The organism is Microbacterium kunmingense (genome assembly GCF_023155745.1).
Taxonomy (GTDB): Bacteria; Actinomycetota; Actinomycetes; order Actinomycetales; family Microbacteriaceae; genus Microbacterium; species Microbacterium kunmingense.
Window position 1 is genome coordinate 59,799 of sequence record NZ_JAKNUS010000006.1, and the last position, 20,001, is coordinate 79,799.

Below are 20,001 nucleotides of genomic sequence, written 5' to 3' on the forward strand. Positions count from 1 at the left end.
CGCCACACCGACGGCCAGCGAAGATGGGGATGCGGGGACTGCTCGCGTCCTCGCGGCCGACGAAGGAGACAGACGTGTCCACAGTTGACAGCTTCGGTGCCAAGAGCACCCTGACGGTCGGCAGCACCGACTACGAGATCTTCCGCATCGACGCGGTCCCGGGATACGAGAAGCTGCCGTTCAGCCTCAAGGTCCTGCTGGAGAACCTGCTGCGCACCGAAGACGGCGCGAACGTGACCAAGCAGCAGATCGAAGCGCTCGGCTCGTGGGACCCCACCGCCGAGCCCGACACCGAGATCCAGTTCACCCCCGCTCGCGTGGTCATGCAGGACTTCACCGGCGTCCCCTGCATCGTCGACCTCGCCACGATGCGCGAGGCGGTGGCCGATCTCGGCGGCGATCCCACCCGGATCAACCCCCTCGCCCCCGCCGAGCTGGTCATCGACCACTCGGTCATCGCCGACCTCTTCGGTCGCCCCGACGCCTTCGAGCGCAACGTCGAGATCGAATACGAGCGCAACGGCGAGCGCTATCAGTTCCTCCGTTGGGGCCAGACGGCGTTCGACGACTTCAAGGTCGTCCCTCCCGGCACCGGAATCGTGCACCAGGTGAACATCGAGCACCTCGCCAAGGTCACCTACACCCGTACCGTCGGGGGGAGCCTGCGCGCGTACCCCGACACCTGCGTCGGCACCGACTCGCACACCACCATGGTCAACGGTCTGGGCGTGCTCGGCTGGGGTGTGGGAGGTATCGAGGCCGAGGCTGCCATGCTCGGCCAGCCCGTCTCGATGCTCATTCCCAAGGTGGTCGGGTTCAAGCTGACCGGCACCATCCCGGCCGGCGTCACCGCGACCGACGTCGTGCTGACCATCACGGACATGCTCCGCAAGCACGGCGTGGTCGGCAAGTTCGTCGAGTTCTACGGCGACGGCGTGGCCTCCGTGCCGCTGGCCAACCGCGCCACCATCGGCAACATGAGCCCCGAGTTCGGCTCCACCGCCGCCATCTTCCCCATCGACGCCGTCACGGTGGACTACCTGCGCCTGACCGGCCGCTCCGAGGAGCAGCTGGCGCTGGTGGAGGAGTACTCCAAGACCCAGACCCTCTGGCACGACCCGTCGCGCGAGCCGGTCTTCAGCGAGTACCTCGAGCTGGACCTCGGCACGGTGGTCCCCTCCATCGCGGGCCCCAAGCGTCCTCAGGATCGCATCGAGCTGACCGCGGCGAAGACCCAGTTCGAGAAGGACCTCCTCGACTACGCCGAGGCCGGACCCGAGACCCGGGTGGACGAAGCGGTGGAGGGCACCTTCCCGGCATCCGATCCCGTCGGTTTCACCCCCGACGACGAGAACCTCTCCGACCGCGTCGTCGCGGCCGACCACCGCAGCCACGCTCCCGCCGCGGTGTCGAAGCCGACGCCGGTGACCACGGCCGACGGCACCTCCTACACGCTGGACCACGGCGCGGTCACGATCGCCGCGATCACCTCCTGCACGAACACCTCGAACCCCTCGGTGATGCTCGCGGCGGGCCTCCTGGCTCGAAACGCCGCGCAGAAGGGCCTGAAGGCCAAGCCGTGGGTGAAGACCACGATGGCCCCGGGCTCCAAGGTGGTGACCGACTACTACGAGAAGGCGGGGCTGACCGACGACCTCGAGGCGCTGGGCTTCTACACCGTCGGCTACGGCTGCACCACCTGCATCGGAAACTCCGGACCTCTGATCGAGGAGGTCTCGGCCGCGGTCAACGACAACGACCTCGCCGTGACGGCCGTCCTCTCGGGCAACCGCAACTTCGAGGGCCGGATCAATCCCGACGTGAAGATGAACTACCTCGCGAGCCCGCCGCTCGTCATCGCCTACGCGCTGGCGGGGTCGATGAACTTCGACTTCGAGACCGATCCGCTCGGCAAGGACGATCAGGGCAACGACGTCTTCCTCAAGGACATCTGGCCGAGCCCCGCCGAGGTGCAGCAGACGATCGACTCGTCGATCTCGACCGACATGTTCGAGAAGCAGTACGGCGCGGTGTTCGAGGGCGATGAGCGCTGGCGGTCGCTGCCGACGCCCACCGGGGCGACCTTCGAGTGGGACGACGCCTCGACCTACGTGCGCAAGCCCCCGTACTTCGAGGGCATGGCGCTCCAGCCCGACCCGGTCAGCGACATCGCCGGGGCCCGTGTGCTCGCCAAGCTCGGCGACTCGGTCACCACCGACCACATCTCGCCGGCCGGCTCGATCAAGGCCGACAGCCCGGCGGGGCAGTACCTGCAGTCGCACGGCGTGGACAAGAAGGACTTCAACTCCTACGGCTCGCGCCGTGGCAACCACGAGGTCATGATCCGCGGCACGTTCGCCAACATCCGGCTGCGCAACCAGCTCCTGGACGGCGTCGAGGGCGGCTTCACGCGTGACTTCACCCAGGATGGTGGGCCGCAGTCCTTCATCTACGACGCGTCGGAGAACTACCAGGCCGCCGGGGTGCCGCTGGTGATCCTCGCCGGCAAGGAGTACGGGTCGGGGTCGTCGCGCGACTGGGCGGCCAAGGGCACGCGCCTGCTGGGCGTGCGGGCCGTGATCGCGGAGAGCTACGAGCGTATCCACCGCTCCAACCTCATCGGCATGGGCGTCATCCCGCTGCAGTTCCCGGTCGGGGAATCGGCGTCCTCCCTGGGCCTGGACGGCACCGAGCAGTTCACCATCACCGGCATCGAGGAGCTCAACAGCGGATCCACGCCCAAGACGGTGCGCGTCACCGCAGAGCCGACCGACGCCTCCCCGGCGGGCAAGACCCCAGTGGAGTTCGACGCCGTCGTGCGCATCGACACCCCCGGTGAGGCGGACTACTACCGCAACGGCGGCATCCTGCAGTACGTGCTCCGCTCGCTGGTCTGAGCATCACCGACGAGGCGCCCGGCCGGGGTCGAAACCGGCCGGGCGCTTCCGCGTCGCCCGGTCCCGGGCGGCGTTAGACTCGCACCACGCGCATCCGTCACCTCGACCCGGGGACGACGGATCGCCCGGCGAAAGGAGACCGGTGGCGATTCTCGACACGATCTCGAACCCTCGTGACCTCGACGGGCTCAGCATCGAGCAGCTCAACGAACTGGCCGCGGAGATCCGCGCGTTCCTGGTCGACAACGTCTCCCGCACCGGCGGGCATCTCGGCCCGAATCTCGGAGCGGTGGAGCTCACCATCGCGCTGCACCGGGTCTTCGACTCACCCGATGACCCGGTGATCTTCGACACCGGGCATCAGTCCTACGTGCACAAGCTCCTGACGGGCCGTCAGGACTTCTCGCTCCTCAGGTCTCGGGGGGGACTTGCGGGCTACCCCCAGCGTTCGGAGAGCATCCACGACGTCGTGGAGTCCTCGCATGCGTCCAGTTCCCTCAGCTGGGCGGACGGGGTCTCGCGGGCGCTCAGTCGCACCGGACGCCGCGATCGTCACGTGGTGGCCGTCGTCGGCGACGGCTCCCTCACGGGCGGCATGACGTGGGAGGCCCTGAACAACATCACCGACGACAACGACCGGAACCTCGTCATCATCGTCAACGACAACGGACGGTCGTATGCACCGACGATCGGCGGCATGGCGCGGTTCCTCAACCGCGTTCGCACGACCGAGGGGTACGAGACGCTGGCGCGGGGATCGGCCGACCTCTTCCGCCGCCTCGGCCCGGCCGCCCGCGCTCTGTACCGCGGGGTCCGCGGCGGGACGCACGGGTTCCTGGCGCGCTTCATCAACAACGAGGCGCTGTATTCCAATCTCGACATCAAGTATCTCGGTCCCGTCGACGGTCATGACCTCGAGGCCATGATCGAGACGCTGGAACTGGCGAAGGCGCACGGCGCGCCGGTCATCGTCCACGCCATCACCGAGAAGGGGCGCGGCTACGAGCCCGCCCGCAACGACGAGGCCGATCAGTTCCATGCCGTCGGACGCATCGATCCGGTCACCGGCGAGCCGCTGGGCGGCGGGTCGGGGATGGCGTGGACCGATGTCTTCGCCGCGGAACTCGTCGCGGTCGGTGAGGAGCGACCGGAGATCATCGGGATGACGGCGGCGATGCTCCGTCCGACCGGCATGCTGCCCTTCGCCCAGCGGTTCCCCGACCGTGTCTACGACGTCGGCATCGCCGAGCAGCACGCCGCCGCGTCCGCTGCCGGGTTGGCGTTCGGCGGCCTGCATCCGGTCGTCGCGATCTACGCGACCTTCATGAACCGCGCGTTCGACCAGGTGATGATGGATGTCGCGCTGCACCGCGCCGGCGTCACCTTCGTCCTCGACCGCGCCGGCGTGACGGGCCCCGACGGTCCCAGCCATCACGGCATGTGGGACCTGGCGATGCTGCAGATCGTGCCGCACATCCGCATCGCCGCGCCGCGTGACGCTGAGCGTCTGCGCGAGGAATTCCGCGAAGCTGTCGCCGTGGAGGACGCTCCGACGGTAATCCGGTTCCCCAAGGGCACGGTCAGCCCCGACCTGCCCGCGATCGAACGTCTCGGCGACGGCGTCGACGTCCTGTCGCGTTCGGATGCGCAGGACGTCCTCATCATCGGGATCGGGCCGATGGCGCACCTGGCGATGGAGGTCGCCGATCGTCTTCGCGCCCAGGGGATCGGCGCGACCGTCATCGACCCGCGATGGGTGATCCCGGTGCAGCCCTCCATCGTCGACCTCGCCGCGTCGCATCGCCTCGTCATCACCATCGAGGACGGTATCCGCGTGGGCGGGATCGGCACCCGCGTGCGGCAGGTGCTGCGCGAGTCGGGCGTGGACACCGCGGTCGACGAACTGGGGCTCCCCGACGAGTTCATCGATCACGCCAGCCGCGAGCAGATCCTCGAGGACGCCGGGCTCACGGCGGCCAAGATCGCCCAGGACGTCGTCTCGCAGGTGCTCGGAACCCGCGTCCCGGTCGCCCGGCAGAGCGGCGAGGACCCATCCCTGTGGCTCGCCGAGCCCGCACGCCTCTCCGACGCCGAGAGCTGATTCCCGAAAGACTCGAAAGGAGGCCCCCAGCGTTAGCTGGGGGCCTCCTTTCGAGTCCGGTCGATCAGCGGCGTGAGGCGACACCGCGAATCGGCGGGTGGTGGAAGGTGTCTCCGAAGACGCGCTCCGACGCGCCCTCGCGGTCGAGATAGGGAGATGCGCCGCCGTCGATGAACGGCCAGCCCGCACCGAGGATCAGGCAGAGGTCGATGTCCTCGACGGCCGGCACGACCTTCTCGTCGAGCATGAGGCGGATCTCCTGAGCGAGACCGTCCTGCACTCGGGCGAGGATGGTCTCGGCCGAGGCGGGGCTGTCGCCGACGTGGCCCTTCAGAACCTTCTCGGCAGCCTTGGTGAAGCCGGTCACCCGACCCGCCTTGTCCTTCTCCACGACCTCGGGAAGCTCGGCCAGCGCGTGGAAGTTCTCGTTGGCGTAGAAGCGATCGGGGAAGGCGTGCACCATCGTGTCCTGTACGTGCGCCGCCACCTTCCACCCCACGAGATCGATCAGCTGGAACGGACCCATGGGGAGTCCCAGCGGAGCGAAGGCCTTCTCGACCTCGGCGACGGGTGTTCCCTCGTACACGGCGCGCGCGGCCTCACCCATGACCTTGGCGAGAAGGCGGTTGACGACGAAACCGGGGGCATCCGCGGTGAGCACGGCGTTCTTCCCGAGACCCTTGGCGACGACGAAGGCGGTGGACAGGGCCGCATCCGATGTTCTCGGGGTCGTGACGACCTCGATCAGCGGCATGACGGCCACCGGGTTGAAGAAGTGGAATCCGACGAGTCGCTCGGGGTGCGCGAGCTTCGCGCCGATCTCCTCGACCGACAGGGACGACGTGTTCGTGGCGAGGATGGCGTCCTCCGCGACGATCGCCTCGATCTCGGCGAAGACGGCCTGCTTGACCCCGACCTCTTCGAAGACCGCCTCGATGACGAAGTCGCAGTCGGCGTACAGGCTCTTGTCCGTCGTTCCCGTCACGAGCGCGCGCAGGCGGTTGGCGGTGTCGGCGTCCAGACGCCCCTTGGCCTCGAGCTTGCCGATCTCGTCGTGGATGTGGGCGACGCCCTTGTCGACGCGCGCCTGATCCAGGTCGGTGATGAGGACCGGAACCTGGAGCTTGCGCACGAACAGCAGCGCGAACTGACTGGCCATCAGCCCCGCGCCGATGATCCCGACCTTGGTCACCTTCTTCGCCAGAGCCTTGTCGGGAGCCCCGACGGGCCGCTTCGCGCGCTTCTGCACCAGGTCGAAGGCGTACATCGACGCGGCGAACTGATCCCCGACGACGAGGTCGGCAAGCGCCTCGTCCTCACGGGCGAAGCCCTCGGCCTTCGTTCCGGACCGGGCCTTGTCGAGCAGATCCAGCGCGACGTAGGGCGAGCGCGGCACGGTGCCGATCTTCGACTCGAGCATGCCGCGGGCCATCTTGATCGCGATCGGCCACTTGGTGAGGCGCTCGATCTTGCCCGGCTCGTTCTTGCGCTCGACCTTGCGACCGCCCAGGACCGCATCGGCCCAGCGCAGCGAATCCTCGAGGAAATTCGCCGCCGGGAAGATCGCGTCGACGACGCCGTAGTCGTACGCCTGCTGGGGCTTGAGCATCCGATTCTGCTTGAGCGGGTTGGAGATCACGACCTCGAGGGCGTTCTCGATGCCGATGAGGTTCGGCAGCAGGTATGCGCCGCCCCACCCGGGGATGATGCCGAGGAAGACCTCGGGGAGAGCGATCGCGGCGGCCGACGCATCCACGGTGCGGTAGGTCGAGTTCAGGGCGATCTCGAGCCCGCCTCCGAGCGCGAGGCCGTTGACGAAGGCGAACGAGGGGACGCCGAGCTCTGAGAGCTGCCCGAGGACGCGGTGACCGAGCTGAGCCACCAGGCGCGCGGTGTCGCGCGAGTCGACCTTCGTGATGTCGCTGAGGTCCGCACCGGCGGCGAGGATGTACTGCTTGCCCGTGATGCCGACGGCGGCGATCTCACCCGCATCCGCCCGCTTCTTCAGGGATGCAAGCGTCTCACCGAGCTCGGTGAGCGTGGCCGGTCCGAGGGTGTTCGGACGGGTGTGATCGCGCCCGTTGTCCAGGGTGATGAGGGCGAGCACCTTGCCCGAGGGCAGGCGGACATCGCTCACGGGGGAGTGGGTGACGACCTCGTCGCCGGTGAGGGCGGACAGGGGGGAGAAGTCGATCTCTGCGTACTGATCGGTCGTGTTCGTCATCGCTGCGATGCCCTTACTTGCGCTTCTTGCCGTCGTAGTGGGGGTTCTCCCAGATGACCGATCCGCCCTGCCCGAGCCCGACGCACATCGCGGTCAGGCCGTAGCGGACGTCGGGACGCTCGGCGAACTGGGCGGCGAGCTGGATCATCAGCCGCACTCCGGACGCGGCCAGCGGATGACCGAAGGCGATCGCGCCGCCCCAGGGGTTGACCCGCGGATCGTCGTCGGCGATGTCGAAGTGGTCGAGGAACGAGATCACCTGGATGGCGAACGCCTCGTTCAGTTCGAACAGGCCGATGTCATCGATCTTGAGGCCCGCGCGCTTCAGCGCCTTCTCGGTCGAGGGGATCGGGCCGATGCCCATGATCTCGGGTTGGACGCCGGCGAAGCCGAACGAGACCATCCGCATCTTCGGGCGGAGACCGAGTTCCTTCACGGCGGCGCCGCCGGCCAGCAGCGACATCGTCGCGCCGTCGGTGAGCGGCGAGGAGGTCCCGGCGGTCACACGTCCGTGCGCGCGGAACGGCGTCTTGAGCCCCGCGAGATCCTCCATGGTGGTCTGCGGACGCCGGCCCTCGTCCTCGGTGGCCAGCCCCCAGGCGCCGTCGGCGCCCTTGATGGCCACCGGGACCAGGTCGGACTGGATCTTGCCGGCGTCGTACGCGGCCTGCACCTTGTGCTGGCTGAGCATGCCGTACCGATCGGAGCGCTCTTTGGTGAGGTGCGGGAAGCGGTCGAAGATGCGCTCGGCCGTGACACCCATGTTCAGGGCGCCGGGGTCGACCATCTTCTCCGCGACGAAGCGCGGGTTCGGGTCGGCGTTGCCGCCGATGGGGTGGTGCCCCATGTGCTCGACGCCGCCCGCGAGCGCGAGGTCGTACATCCCCACGCCGATGGAGGCGCCCATGGTGGTGACGCTCGTCATCGCGCCGGCGCACATCCGGTCGATCGCCAGACCCGGGACGGTCTGGGGGAGCCCCGCGAGGAGGGCGACGCTGCGACCCAGCGTGAGACCCTGATCGCCGGTCTGGGACGTCGCCGCGATGGCGACGTCGTCGATGCGATCCTTCGGCACCGAAGGGTTGCGTTCCATGAGCCCGATGGTCGCCTTCACGGCGAGATCATCAGCCCGGGTGTTCCAGTACATGCCCTTCTCGCCGGCGCGCCCGAAGGGTGTGCGCATACCGTCGACGAAGAAGACGTCCGAAAGCTCGGCCATGAAGCCTCCAAAGATCAGGGATGTCTGCGAGCGTAGGTGGGGCCGGGAAACGGCGAGGAATCGGTTGGGCGCAACCTACGAAGCGCCGTCCGCGGCCGTCGAACCGCTTTGCACGGATTCCACAAAGGCATCGGCGATGATCTGTGCAGTCTGGTCAATCTGCCACGCTCTCGCTCCCAAGGACTCCAGCGAACGGCCGATGGCCGACGCGGTGATCTCCTCGGGTGGGGCCCATGCGACGCGGCGGAGCAGCTCGGGCGTGAGGAGGTTCTCCGTCGGCATCGACAGCTCGGCGGCGCGCGCTTCCACAGCGGGTCGGGCGGCCTTCAGCCGGGCATCGGCCGCGGGATTGCGGTCCGGCCACGCGCGCGGGGGAGGGATGGTGTCGGTGCTGGGCAGCCGGTCCGGCGGGAGGTCGGTCGCGGCCCGGCCCTCCTGGATCGCATTCCACCAGCGGTCCAGCTGACTGCGGCTGGCCCGGCCGGTGAACTCCTTCACCCCGGCGAGCGCGTGCTTGGACGCCGGGTCGGCGCGGATGGCCGCGACGAGCGCCCGGTCAGGGACCAGGCGCCCGGGGGCGACATCCTGCTCGCGGGCGTACTCCTCCCGGGCCGTCCACAGCGCGCGGGCGACGGCGAGTGCGCGGCGCCCCCGCACGGTGTGCAGACCGCTGAGACGCCGCCACGGGTCTTCGCGCGTCGCCTTGGGCTCGCGGGCGAGCACCGCGGCGAACTCCTGCCGAGCGAATTCGGTCTTGCCCTGTTCGGCGAGTTCGGCCGCGAGCGCGTCGCGGACGTCGATGAGGTGGACCACGTCCAGTGCGGCGTACTCCAGCCAGGAATCGGGGAGAGGTCTGGTCGACCAGTCGGCGGCGGAATGCGCCTTGGCAAGGGTGATCCCGAGGGTGTCCTCCACGACCGCGCCGAGGCCGACCCGTTCGTGACCGAGGAGCCGCGCGGCGAGCTCGGTGTCGAACATCTCGGTCGGCTCCAGTCCCACCTCGCGCAGCGACGGCAGATCCTGGCTGGCGGCATGCAGCACCCACTCCGCGTCGCCGATCGCCTGCTGCAGGGGTGCGAAGTCGGAGAGGACCGGGGGATCGAAAAGGTGCACCCCGGCACCGCGGCGGAACACCTGGATGAGGTACGCCCGCTGGGAGTAGCGGAAGCCCGAGGCCCGTTCGACATCGACGGCGACCGGGCCCTCCGCCTCACGGAGAGCCGAGACGGCGCGCGCGAACGACGCCGCGTCGGCGATCACGGTGTATTCAGCCACGCATCGTCCTCCGAGGACCGAAGACGGCGATGCCCTCCGACCCCGGTGGGAGTCCGGCGAGCATGCAGACAAGCTCGCTCCAGGCTTCCACATGTCCGGTCATGTCGCCGTCCGGCGACCACGAGGCCCGAAGCTCGATCTGCGCTCCGTCGCCCTCCTCGGCGAGCGACCCGAATCCCTTCGACAGGGTCTTGGTCGCCGTGCCGGACGCCGAGTGATAGGCGGCGTGGCGTGACTCGAGGGCATCGATCAGCCACGACCAGGCCACGTCGGCGAGCAGCGGATCGATGCCGATGTCGGGTTCGAGCGGCGCCTGAGCGAAGCAGACGATCCGCCACGGTCCTCCCCACGCTGCCGGCTCCGACTCGTCGTGGAGCAGGATGAAACGGCCCGTTCCGTACGGGGAGTCCACGCCGTCGTCTTCCGGGCGCACGTCGCCGGCCAGCGCGATCGCGTCGGGTGCGAGACCCGACGGCGCAGGGATCTCGCGCACCGCGAAGTCCTCTCGGAACGTCGTCGCCCGCACGGCTTCCGCGGCGAGGGCGAACGCCGTCGTCGCCGGGGATCCTTGGTCAGCCACGCGGACAGACTAGAGTGATCGCTCGATGGTCGACTCCAGGCGCGCCGCACCCTCCGGGGCCACACCCGGCTTCGTGGGCGGTGTGAGGGCGGCTGTCGCGATCCTCGGCGCCGCCGTCGCCGCCGCGGCCGGCGTGCTCGGCGTTGTCTCGGTGCGGGTCGCGCGGCGCGTCGTCACACCCGCCGTCCGGGTCGCGGACACCCGCATCCTCGCCGTGGATCCGGTGGCGCAGACCATCACCCTCTCGCGCACCGACGACACGGTGCTGCCGGGCCGCTACGGACTGTTCACCGCCGGCGACACGGGTTATCTGAAGCTCGGCTCCGTGTTGGACGAAGACGCCGTCAGCGTGCGCCGGAAGCTTCTGACCCACGTGCCTCCCGGTGCAGGGGTCGCCCCCGACGCCGCCTTCAGCGGGTGGTACTACGAGCGTCCCGACGAACTGCACCTCCCCTTCTCGTCCGAGCTCATCGGCTCGGGTGTCGGTCCGTGCCCGGCCTGGCTCTTCCCGGCGGAGCCGTCCGCGCAGATGCCCGAGACCTGGGTCATCCAGATCCACGGGCGCGGCACCACCCGCTCGGAGTGCCTTCGCGCCGTGCCGGTGTTCCACGCCCTCGGTATCACCTCCCTCGTGGTGTCCTACCGCAACGACGGTGAGGCTCCCCGGAGTCGCACGGGCACCTACGCGCTCGGTGCGACCGAGTGGCGCGACGTCGACGCCGCCGTCGGCTTCGCCCGACGCCGGGGTGCACAGCGCATCGTGCTCATGGGATGGTCCATGGGTGGGGCCATCGCCCTGCAGGTCTCGCTGAACTCGCCCCATCGCCAGGTCATCGCCGGCCTCATCCTGGAATCCCCCGTGGTCGACTGGCGGATCGTCCTGAACTATCAGGCCAGGATGATGGGCCTCCCGGCCCCCGTGACCGGTCTCGCCCTCGGGGCACTCGCCAGCGAGTGGACCACACCCCTCACCCGCACGGGCGGACCGATCCCCTTCGATCAACTCGATGTGGTCGCGCGCGCGGGCGAGCTGCGGCATCCGATCCTCATCCTCCACAGCGACGACGACGGATTCGTGCCCTCCGACGCCTCGCACGACCTCGTCGTGGCGCGGCCGGACCTCGTCGACCTCATCGTCTTCGACATCGCGCGGCACACCAAGCTCTGGAACTACGACCAGGAGCGGTGGAGCACGGCCATCCGATCCTGGCTCGGACGGCACGGCCTCAGCCGCGACCTCGACGACGCCGGTCCCGATGACACGGCCGGAGCGTCGGGCGTCAGCGGCGGATCGTCAGACGGCGATAGCTGAAGCCGGCGTCATCGACGAGCATCCCGGTCACCTCCGTCGCCACCGAGGCGGTGAGGGAGAGGAAGGGATGGTGCACCGGCTCGAGCAGCGGCGACACCGTCACGCAGACCTCGTCGACGACGCCGGCGCCCACGAACTGGGTCGCGAGCCCGGCGCCGCCCTCGCAGACGATGCGATCGAGACCGCGCGCGCCGAGCGCGTGGACGATGTCGGCCGGATGCAGCCGTGCGTCACCGTGCGGGGTCTCCCCCCGATCGTGCGCCCGTGGCGACCCGGGAACGACGACCGTCTCGGCAGGGGCGTCGCCGATCGCCGCTTCCACCCGCGCCGCATCCTCGGGACGGCAGAGGATCAGCGCGGGCGGGGCGTCCCGGCCGTCGCGGCGGCGCAGCGACCCCTCGCCGAGGTCGCCCGATGATGTCACGATGGCCATGCGCGCCGTTTTCGGCAGCATCGAGCCCTCGGCGCGGACGGTTTCGGCGCCCACGACGACCACGTCGGCTTCGCGCCGGATGGTCCCGAGGATGAGGCGATCCACGCGAGAACTGATCGATGCGCTCGATCCGTCCGCGCCTGCCGATGACCCGGTGAGGGTGGTGACCATGTTGAGCCGGACGAAGGCCCCCTCCGGGCGACGGTAGCGCTGCGTCATCCATTCCGCGGCGTCATCGTCGGTCGTGTCGACCCGCTCGAAGGATGTCGGGATGACCTCGGTGACCCATCGTCCGGCGGGCGCGGAGACGTCGCGCGCGCCCGGGGTCGTCATCCCGCGTCCCCGCCGCGCTTGGCGCGCACCTGTCGTTTGGCCCGGCCGAGCATGCCGGTCATGCCGGCGATGCGCAGCGGTGAGACCGCACGGGTCAGCCCGATGCTCTGCGGGTAGTCGTCGGGAACGGCAAGGACCTCCTCGGCCGTGAGGCCGGTGAGCCCCTGGACGAGGATGCTCGCGAAGCCTCGCGTGGTGGGAGCCTCGGCGGGCGCGGTCGCGTGCATCGTCACCACGTCGTCATCGTCGACCTGGATGATGATGAAGACGGGGGACTGGCACTCCGCCACCCGTTCGAGCAGCTCGGGGTGATCGGCGAGCTCTGCCGGGATCGCCGGGAGCTCCTGCGAGAACTCCAGGAGGAGCTGCAGCCGTTCGGGCTCGGGAAGCTCGAGGAACTCGTCGCGGATCTCCGCCAGCGCGGTGGGGACGGCCGAGGGCAGGTCGGGGGAGGTCATCCCCGCCATCCTCGCACGCTCACGCCTCGCCGGACCGGGCGCTCAGGAACGCGCGGGCACCTCGCCCGGCTCGTCACCGGCGACGATCGGGACGCGCACGGCCGACCCCCACTCCGTCCAGGACCCGTCGTAGTTGCGGACGTCGGGGAACCCGAGGAGGTGGCGCAGGACGAACCAGGTGTGGCTCGACCGCTCCCCGATACGGCAGTACGCCACGACCGGCTCGGCGCCGGTGAGCCCGACCTCGTCGCGGTAGATCTGCTCGAGCTCGGCACGGGGCTTGAATCCGCCGTCCTCGGCAACCGCCCGCGCCCAGGGGACGTTCCGCGCACTCGGAATGTGTCCGGCGCGAAGGGCTCCCTCCTCGGGGTAGGCCGGAGCCGTCGTGCGGGTGCCGTTGTACTCCTCGGGGGAGCGGACGTCGATCAGCGGGTGCCCGAGGTGCGCCAGCACGTCCTCCTTGTACGCCCGCAGCGTCGTGTCGTCGCGGGCCACGACCGGATAGTCGGTCGGCGCGGGGGAGGGGGCGTCGGTGGTGAGGGGCCGGCCCTCGGCGATCCAGCCGTCGCGGCCGCCGTCGAGGAGACGGACGTCCTCGTGGCCGAAGAGGGAGAAGACCCACAGCGCGTACGCGGCCCACCAGTTGTTCTTGTCGCCGTAGATCACGACCGTGTCGTCGCGGGAGATCCCCTTGCGGCTGAGGAGCGCGGCGAAGCCCTCGCCGTCGACGTAGTCGCGCACCACCGGGTCGTTCAGCTCGGTGTGCCAGTCGACCTTGACCGCGCCCGGGATGTGGCCCGTCTCGTACAGCAGGACATCTTCGTCGGACTCGACCACCACCAGTCCCGGGGTGCCCAGACGCTCCTGCAGCCACGCACCGGTGACAAGGCGCCCCGGGTCGGCATACTCGGCGAACTTGGGCGATGACGTGTCGAACTCCACGGGCACGGGGCACACTCCTCGGGTGTCGGGGGAGACGGATGGACGGCGTAGGGTGTAACCGTCCCCTCGAGCCTAGGATCCGCCGCGCCGTGCCGCACCCTCAGGCCCGACATCCGTAAGACGGCGACACAGGACGTTCATGACCGCAACCCGCACCGGAACCGGTGTCATCCACCTCACCTCGCGCGATTCGCAGATCTCCGGTGCCGACATGGTAGCCGCGCTGACGCCGCCGCCGCAGTTCGCAACGGCGACGTTCGACTCCTACCGCGCCGACCCCGAGTATCCGTCGCAGCAGGGCGCCAAGGACTACCTCATGACCTTCGTCGGGGGCGGCCCCGCGCCTGAGCGCGGCGGCTTCTTCCGGAGGGCCAAGAAGCAGCCCGAGACCAAGCCCGGCGTCTATCTCGACGGCGGCTTCGGCGTGGGGAAGACCCACCTGCTGGCCGCGGTGTACCACGCCATGCCGGCCCGTCGGAAATACTTCGGCTCGTTCATCGAGTACACGGCGCTCGTGGGCGCGCTGGGCTACCAGAAGACGGTCGAGCTCTTCCGCGGCACCGACCTGATGTGCATCGACGAGTTCGAGCTCGACGACCCCGGCGACACGATGGTGATGACCCGTCTCCTCGGCGAACTGGTCGCCGGCGGCACGAAGCTGGCCGCGACCTCCAACACCCCGCCGAACGCCCTCGGCGAGGGCCGGTTCGCCGCACAGGACTTCCTCCGCGAGATCCACGCCATGGCGGCGAACTTCGAGACCATCCGGATCGACGGCACCGACTACCGGCACCGGTCGCTCGACGGTCACGCCGTCACCCTCGACGACGCCGCCTACGCGGCGGCCGTCGCCGACGCGGCGACGCAGACCGTCGTCTCCGACGATGCGTTCGACGACCTCGTCGCCCACCTCGCGCGCGTCCACCCCTCTCGGTACATCCGCCTCATCGACGGGGTGGGGATGATCGGGATGCGGGATGTGCACGCGTTCGAGGACCAGTCCGCCGCGCTGCGCTTCGTCGCGTTCATCGACCGGGTCTACGACGCCCAACTGCCGATCCGCGCGACCGGCCTCTCCCTGGATCAGGTCTTCCCGGCCGAGATGCTCAGCGGCGGCTACCGGAAGAAGTACCTGCGCGCGACGTCGCGCCTCATCGCCTCCACCCTCGCCTGACCCTCGCCTGACGACGGCGCCGCGCCGCTCCGCCACGCCTGCGGGGCCGTTTCATAGAGCGGTCGGGGCTGCTTCGCGGCATCCGGAAATCTGATGTTTACCTGCACGGCCCTCGCGTAACCGACTCGAAACACGGTGCGCACGGCGGGCGAAACCGCGGATCGCGAAACTGTGATCGCCCGGAACGCCGCTACCCGACCTGCGGCTCCTCGGCATCCGAGTAACACGACATGGATGAGGATTCTCATGGATAGCGGAAATTTCGCGTGGTCGATCACCGCAACGGCGCTGGTTTTGTTCATGACCCCCGGCGTTGCCTTCTTCTACGGTGGGTTGGTCAAGGCCAAGAGCGTCATCAGCATGATGATGATGAGCTTCGGCGCGCTCGGCCTGGTCAGCGTGCTGTGGATCCTCTACGGGTTCAACATGAGCCTTGGTGGGGGGACCTTCGCCTTCGCCGGCAACCCGTTCGCCGACTTCGGTCTCGCTTCGGCGGACAGCGCGACCCTGGTCGGCGCGACCTTCGGCGCCACCTTCGCGATCATCACCGTCGCGCTGATCTCGGGGTCGATCGCCGACCGCGCAAAGTTCGGTGCGTGGATGGTGTTCGCCGGAATCTGGGTCACGGTGGTCTACTTCCCCGTCGCCGCGTGGGTCTGGGGTGACGGCTGGATCTTCAACTGGGGTGACAACACCGGCCTGCCGTCCGTCATCGACTACGCCGGCGGTACGGCTGTCCACATCAACGCGGGCGCGGCCGCCCTCGCTCTCGCGCTGGTCCTCGGCAAGCGCATCGGCTTCCAGAAGGGCATCCACAAGCCCCACAACGTGCCACTGACGCTGCTGGGCGCCTCGATCCTGTGGTTCGGATGGTTCGGCTTCAACGCCGGTGCCGAGGGCACCTTCGGCCTCCTCGGCGAGGAGAACACCGGCGCCGGCCTCATCGTCGTCAACACCCTCGGTGCGACGGCCGCGGCGATCCTCGCCTGGATGATCGTGGAGAAGCTGAAGGACGGGAAGGCAACCTCCGTCGGTGCCGCCTCGGGTGCCGTCGCCGGCCTGGTCGCCATCACCCCCGCCTGCGCCAACCTGACCCCCGGCTGGGCGCTCCTGCTCGGCGTCGTCTCCGGTGCCGTCTGCGCCCTCGCGGTGGAGCTGAAGTGGAAGCTCGGCTACGACGACTCGCTCGACGTCGTCGGCATCCACCTCGTCGGTGGACTCATCGGAACCCTGTACCTCGGCTTCTTCGCCACCGAGACGGGCCTGTTCCTCGGCGGTGGCGCCGGCCAGCTGGTCTCGCAGGCGATCGCGGCCCTCGCGGTGCTGATCTACTCCTTCGTGGCCGCCTGGGTCATCGGCTTCGCGATCGAGAAGACGATCGGCTTCCGCATCAAGAACGAGGACGAGCTCGCCGGTGTGGACACCACCGTGCACGGCGAGGAGGGCTACCTCCTCGACGCCCGGCCCTGAGCCCCGCCGTCACGTCACGGAGGGCGTCGCGCGAAGCGCGGCGCCCTCCCCGCGTATTGTGGCGGGATGGTGCGAATGCGCGGACTGCTCGGTGCCGTCTCTGCCCTCCTCGGCACGGGTCGCGCGCGTCGTCGAACGCGTCCGCGCGCCACCGACTCCCGGGGCGCCGCGCAGGATCCGGAGGCTGCCACCCGCACCGTGGCCCGCCCGCCCCGAGACCTCGTCATCGAGTATCGCCCCGACGCGGACGGGACCGCAGATGCGGGCGAGATCGTCTGGACGTGGGTGCCGTACGTCGAGAACGACGGCCGCGGGAAGGACCGTCCGGTCCTCGTCATCGGCCGGGCATCGGCCGACCGGGTCTATGCGGTGCGCTTGACCAGCAAGGCGCACGACGGTGACCGCGACTTCCTGCCGCTGGGTACCGGGGAGTGGGACAGCCGCGGCCGCGCCTCGTGGGTCGACATCGAGCAGCTCTACACCGTGCACGATCGGGGGATGCGGCGGGAAGCGGCAGCACTCGACCTTCCGCGCTTCACGATGGTGGCCGAGGCGCTCCAGAAGAGGTACGGCTGGCGGTTCTCCGCACCGAGGTGAGGACCGGATGTGGTGGGCGATACCAGACTCGAACTGATGACCTCTTCCGTGTGAAGGAAGCGCGCTACCAACTGCGCCAATCGCCCGTCGGCCCGGGGGCCGGGTACCGATGTTACCGGATGCCGGGGCCCGGTCCGAACCGGATGCCGCGGCGACACGCGGCGGCGAGGCTGGTTTGGAACCGGGCGCGGGATCGGCTAAAGTCGGTGAAGCGCCCGGGAAGCCGGGAGCACGCGGATGTAGCGCAGTTGGTAGCGCATCACCTTGCCAAGGTGAGGGTCGCGAGTTCGAGTCTCGTCATCCGCTCGAGTGCTGGGTCTGCCCCTCGGGGCGGGCACGACGCGTGGGTCGAACCACACACGGTGGCGTGGCCGAGCGGCTAGGCACCGGCCTGCAAAGCCGTTTACACGGGTTCGAATCCCGTCGCCACCTCCACTCCACAACGAAACAGCCCCTTGGGCGCGATTGGCGCAGCGGTAGCGCGCTTCCCTGACACGGAAGAGGTCACTGGTTCGATCCCAGTATCGCGCACAGACGAAAACCCCCGGATTTCCGGGGGTTTTCTGGTTTCGAGGGGCGCCCGCAGCATGCGGTTCGCGGAACCCGTGTTCCCCGTCGAAACCGATCGCGTCGCCGTGGGTATCAACGGGCTGGGTGGGTCTCGCTGGACGAGCGGGTTGTCCGCCGAACGACGTTCCCCTGGCCGCAGCCGGAGGGTCTACATTCTCGACATGACCTCGCCGCACGTCGCATCGCTGCACACCGCGCCGCCCGCCTTCGAAGGCGACGCGGGGGAGATCCGCCGCCTCACGCGCGCAGACTTCCCGACGCTGAGGCGTCTCTCGATCCAGCGGATCGTCCTCGCACCCGGCGGCGTGCGCGAGCCGCAGTGGAACGTCAACGCCGATCAACTCGCCTACGTCACGCGCGGTCGCGTCCTGGTGTCGGTGCTCGGCAACGCCGACTCGTTCGCCACGTTCGTCGTCGAGGCGGGGCAGATGTTCCACGTCGAGTCGGGCGCCGTCGCCCATATGGAGAACGTCGGTGAGGGATCCGCCGAGGTCATCGCGGCGCTCCGGTCGGGTCACCCCGAGCACTTCTCCTTCGCCGGCAGCGCGAACGCGATGACGGATGCGGTGCTCGGGAACACCTACGACCTCGAAGCCGGAGCCTTCGAGATCCTGCCCCGCCGGGACCCGACCCCGATCTTCCGACGGCAGGGCCCGGTGCGCATTCCCGAGACCGCCGGGCTCCCGAACGCCCGGCTGTTCGATGCCGAGGGACAGCAGGCGCCGCTGTCGTACGCCTACGGGTTCGCCAAACTCGCACGCCGGCAGTACTGGGCGGCGTTGGAGAACATGTCGATGTACCACCTCCACATCGCCGGGAACGGCATGCGCGAGCCCCACTGGCATCCTGTCACCGCCGAGCTCGGCTACGTCTGGAGGGGCAGAGGACGGATGCGGGTGCTGAGCCCCGACGGCACGCTCGACGCATACGAGCTCGAGCCCGGGCAGGTCTACTTCATCCCGAGGGCCTACCCGCATCACATCGAAACGCTCGGAGAGGAGGGCCTGGACTTCCTCATCTTCTTCGATCAGCCCACCCCAGGTGACGTCGGGTATCGGGCGACCGGCTCGGCGTTCTCGCGCGAGGTGCTCGCCGGTTCCTTCGGCATCCCGGCGCGGGACCTGCCGCGACTTCCGTACACACCCGTCGATCCGCTCATCGTCGAGCGGCGGAACCCCCGGGATCCGTGAGCGACTCCGCCGCGGAGTCGGCGCTCGTCGGCGAGATGAGGGCGGCCCTTCGAACGGTCGCCGACCCCTCGCGCGCGGCGGGCCAGCAGGCTTACATGAAGTCGGCCATGCCGTTCCTCGGGATCCGGGTGCCCGAGGTGCGCCGACTGGTCGCGGATGCCGCCGGCAGCGCCGACCCGGTGACGAGGCTCTCGGCCGCACGCCGGCTCTGGGACGGCGCCACCCACCGCGAGGAGCGGTACGCCGCGATGGCGCTCCTGCGCGCCCGCTCCCTCCGGGGCGATCCGCGCCTGGTCCCGCTCGTCGAGCACATGGTGCGCACCGGCGCGTGGTGGGACATCACCGATGAGCTGGCGCACCGCCTCGGGGATCTGCTCGACGCCCGACCCGACGAGACCGCCGCCGTGGTGCGCGACTGGGCGCACGATGCCGACCAATGGATACGGCGCATCGCCATCCTCTCCCAGCTGGGACGCCGGACGAGGGTCGATCAGGGTCTCCTGGCCGACGCCATCCGTCCGAACACGGCCGATCCCGAGTTCTTCATCGCCAAGGCGATCGGGTGGGCACTGCGCGACCACGCCCGCACCGACCCCGCGTGGGTGAGGGCATTCGTCGCGGCTCACGACCTGCGTCCGCTGTCCGTCCGCGAGGCGCTCAAGCATCTGTGAGCCGGCTCGCTACGCTCGCGCCCACGACCACCGCTTCGAGCCCCCGTGCGGGGGCGACGCCGCAGAAGACACCCGTGTTCATCGGATTGCTGCCCTTCGCGGGGGTGATCCTGTTCGTCATCGCCGAGATCGTGGGATTCGTCGTCACCGGCGGTGCGGATGCGCTGCGGTGGACGACGATGAACGCCGTCCTCTTCCTCATCGGTTCGTCGAGCGTCGGCAACGGCATCGCCCACCTGTTCTTCGGGCCGGTGATCGCCCGATCCATCGGCTGGGAGCCCGGGCCCTTCCAGTTCGAAGTGGGGGCCGCCAATCTGGGCATCGGCGTCGCGGCGATCGTGGCGGCCGCGGCGTTCGATACCGATGCGTGGCTCGCGCCCATCCTCGCCGCGCTCATCTTCCTCGTCCTCGCCGGCATCGGACACATCCGAGCGATCGTGGTCGAGCGCAACCTCTCGATCAACAACGAGGGCCCCATCCTGGTGCTCGACTTCGTCATCCCGGCCGTCACCCTGGCGCTGTGGATCTGGCTTACCGTGTCGTAAGGGCCTGCGC

At 69.3% G+C, this 20,001-nt stretch carries 16 protein-coding genes and 4 tRNA genes; 12 read left to right on the forward strand and 8 right to left on the reverse strand.

What is annotated here, in order from left to right:
* Window positions 1-74 precede the first annotated feature (74 nt).
* Together MA875_RS10180 and dxs are read left to right on the forward strand one after the other, a co-directional pair.
* Window positions 75-2,897: an aconitate hydratase gene (locus tag MA875_RS10180; protein WP_308221518.1), complete on the forward strand. Its 2,823-nt coding sequence runs from the start codon at window positions 75-77 to the stop codon at window positions 2,895-2,897.
* A 142-nt stretch (window positions 2,898-3,039) separates the two neighbouring features.
* On the forward strand, window positions 3,040-4,998 hold the full coding sequence (gene dxs / locus MA875_RS10185; RefSeq protein ID WP_248242184.1) for a 1-deoxy-D-xylulose-5-phosphate synthase: 1,959 nt from the start codon (window positions 3,040-3,042) through the stop codon (window positions 4,996-4,998).
* Window positions 4,999-5,062: 64 nt separating this feature from the next.
* On the opposite strand, the gene MA875_RS10190 is transcribed toward dxs, so the two are convergent.
* From MA875_RS10190 to MA875_RS10205, 4 genes are all read right to left on the reverse strand, one after another.
* Window positions 5,063-7,222 carry a 3-hydroxyacyl-CoA dehydrogenase NAD-binding domain-containing protein gene (locus MA875_RS10190; RefSeq protein ID WP_248242185.1) on the reverse strand — a complete coding sequence of 720 codons (2,160 nt, stop codon included), beginning with the start codon at window positions 7,220-7,222 and terminating at the stop codon, window positions 5,063-5,065.
* Window positions 7,223-7,235: 13 nt separating this feature from the next.
* Window positions 7,236-8,441 (reverse strand): thiolase family protein, encoded by a 1,206-nt coding sequence (locus MA875_RS10195; RefSeq protein WP_248242186.1) that lies wholly within the window; start codon window positions 8,439-8,441, stop codon window positions 7,236-7,238.
* A gap of 75 nt (window positions 8,442-8,516) precedes the next feature.
* Window positions 8,517-9,716 (reverse strand): ribonuclease D, encoded by a 1,200-nt coding sequence (locus MA875_RS10200; RefSeq protein ID WP_248242187.1) that lies wholly within the window; start codon window positions 9,714-9,716, stop codon window positions 8,517-8,519.
* Complete coding sequence (locus MA875_RS10205; protein WP_248242188.1) at window positions 9,709-10,296, reverse strand: DUF3000 domain-containing protein; 588 nt, start codon at window positions 10,294-10,296, stop codon at window positions 9,709-9,711. Before MA875_RS10205 ends, MA875_RS10200 begins: the two co-directional genes overlap by 8 nt.
* 25 nt (window positions 10,297-10,321) lie before the next feature.
* On the opposite strand from MA875_RS10205, the gene MA875_RS10210 reads away from it, so the two are divergent.
* Entirely contained in the window at window positions 10,322-11,608 is a 1,287-nt protein-coding gene (locus tag MA875_RS10210; protein ID WP_248242189.1) for an alpha/beta hydrolase family protein, read from the forward strand.
* Here MA875_RS10210 and MA875_RS10215 read toward each other — a convergent pair.
* From MA875_RS10215 to MA875_RS10225, 3 genes are read right to left on the reverse strand one after another with little or no spacing between them, the layout of a single operon-like run.
* Window positions 11,577-12,374, reverse strand: a complete 798-nt coding sequence (locus tag MA875_RS10215; RefSeq protein WP_248242190.1) for a RibD family protein — start codon at window positions 12,372-12,374, stop codon at window positions 11,577-11,579. The genes MA875_RS10210 and MA875_RS10215 overlap by 32 nt on opposite strands.
* Window positions 12,371-12,832: a SufE family protein gene (locus tag MA875_RS10220; protein WP_248242191.1), complete on the reverse strand. Its 462-nt coding sequence runs from the start codon at window positions 12,830-12,832 to the stop codon at window positions 12,371-12,373. Before MA875_RS10220 ends, MA875_RS10215 begins: the two co-directional genes overlap by 4 nt.
* A 42-nt stretch (window positions 12,833-12,874) precedes the next feature.
* Window positions 12,875-13,780, reverse strand: a complete 906-nt coding sequence (locus MA875_RS10225; protein ID WP_248242192.1) for a sulfurtransferase — start codon at window positions 13,778-13,780, stop codon at window positions 12,875-12,877.
* 133 nt (window positions 13,781-13,913) lie between these two features.
* On the opposite strand from MA875_RS10225, the gene zapE reads away from it, so the two are divergent.
* From zapE to MA875_RS10240, 3 genes are all read left to right on the forward strand, one after another.
* Window positions 13,914-14,948, forward strand: coding sequence for a cell division protein ZapE (zapE, locus tag MA875_RS10230; protein ID WP_248242193.1), 1,035 nt, complete (start codon window positions 13,914-13,916; stop codon window positions 14,946-14,948).
* 246 nt (window positions 14,949-15,194) lie between these two features.
* The gene (locus tag MA875_RS10235) at window positions 15,195-16,418 is read left to right on the forward strand and encodes an ammonium transporter (RefSeq protein ID WP_248242194.1); all 1,224 of its coding nucleotides are present in this window, start codon (window positions 15,195-15,197) and stop codon (window positions 16,416-16,418) included.
* A 66-nt stretch (window positions 16,419-16,484) separates the two neighbouring features.
* Entirely contained in the window at window positions 16,485-17,015 is a 531-nt protein-coding gene (locus MA875_RS10240; RefSeq protein ID WP_248242195.1) for a type II toxin-antitoxin system PemK/MazF family toxin, read from the forward strand.
* Between the two features lie 10 nt (window positions 17,016-17,025).
* Here MA875_RS10240 and MA875_RS10245 read toward each other — a convergent pair.
* Window positions 17,026-17,101: transfer RNA gene (locus MA875_RS10245), tRNA-Val, on the reverse strand.
* Window positions 17,102-17,248: 147 nt separating this feature from the next.
* Here MA875_RS10245 and MA875_RS10250 point away from each other — a divergent pair.
* The 6 genes from MA875_RS10250 to MA875_RS10275 all read left to right on the forward strand — a co-directional run bounded on the left by MA875_RS10250 (window position 17,249) and on the right by MA875_RS10275 (window position 19,991).
* Window positions 17,249-17,321: transfer RNA gene (locus MA875_RS10250), tRNA-Gly, on the forward strand.
* Between the two features lie 55 nt (window positions 17,322-17,376).
* Window positions 17,377-17,450, forward strand: a tRNA-Cys gene (locus tag MA875_RS10255).
* Between the two features lie 24 nt (window positions 17,451-17,474).
* Window positions 17,475-17,546: transfer RNA gene (locus MA875_RS10260), tRNA-Val, on the forward strand.
* 200 nt (window positions 17,547-17,746) lie between these two features.
* Window positions 17,747-18,775 carry a cupin domain-containing protein gene (locus MA875_RS10265; protein WP_248242196.1) on the forward strand — a complete coding sequence of 343 codons (1,029 nt, stop codon included), beginning with the start codon at window positions 17,747-17,749 and terminating at the stop codon, window positions 18,773-18,775.
* The gene (locus MA875_RS10270; protein WP_248242197.1) at window positions 18,772-19,446 is read left to right on the forward strand and encodes a DNA alkylation repair protein; all 675 of its coding nucleotides are present in this window, start codon (window positions 18,772-18,774) and stop codon (window positions 19,444-19,446) included. Before MA875_RS10265 ends, MA875_RS10270 begins: the two co-directional genes overlap by 4 nt.
* Complete coding sequence (locus tag MA875_RS10275; protein ID WP_248242198.1) at window positions 19,443-19,991, forward strand: DUF6790 family protein; 549 nt, start codon at window positions 19,443-19,445, stop codon at window positions 19,989-19,991. Before MA875_RS10270 ends, MA875_RS10275 begins: the two co-directional genes overlap by 4 nt.
* The last annotated feature ends 10 nt before the right edge of the window (window positions 19,992-20,001 follow it).

Coding starts and splice junctions, on each gene's coding strand:
- MA875_RS10190 (WP_248242185.1), bottom strand. CDS start 7,222: ATGACGAACACGACCGATCAGTACGCAGAGATCGACTTCTCCCCCCTG.
- MA875_RS10195 (WP_248242186.1), bottom strand. CDS start 8,441: ATGGCCGAGCTTTCGGACGTCTTCTTCGTCGACGGTATGCGCACACCC.
- MA875_RS10210 (WP_248242189.1), top strand. CDS start 10,322: ATGGTCGACTCCAGGCGCGCCGCACCCTCCGGGGCCACACCCGGCTTC.
- MA875_RS10215 (WP_248242190.1), bottom strand. CDS start 12,374: ATGACGACCCCGGGCGCGCGCGACGTCTCCGCGCCCGCCGGACGATGG.
- MA875_RS10220 (WP_248242191.1), bottom strand. CDS start 12,832: ATGACCTCCCCCGACCTGCCCTCGGCCGTCCCCACCGCGCTGGCGGAG.
- zapE (WP_248242193.1), top strand. CDS start 13,914: ATGACCGCAACCCGCACCGGAACCGGTGTCATCCACCTCACCTCGCGC.
- MA875_RS10235 (WP_248242194.1), top strand. CDS start 15,195: ATGGATAGCGGAAATTTCGCGTGGTCGATCACCGCAACGGCGCTGGTT.
- MA875_RS10240 (WP_248242195.1), top strand. CDS start 16,485: ATGGTGCGAATGCGCGGACTGCTCGGTGCCGTCTCTGCCCTCCTCGGC.
- MA875_RS10265 (WP_248242196.1), top strand. CDS start 17,747: ATGACCTCGCCGCACGTCGCATCGCTGCACACCGCGCCGCCCGCCTTC.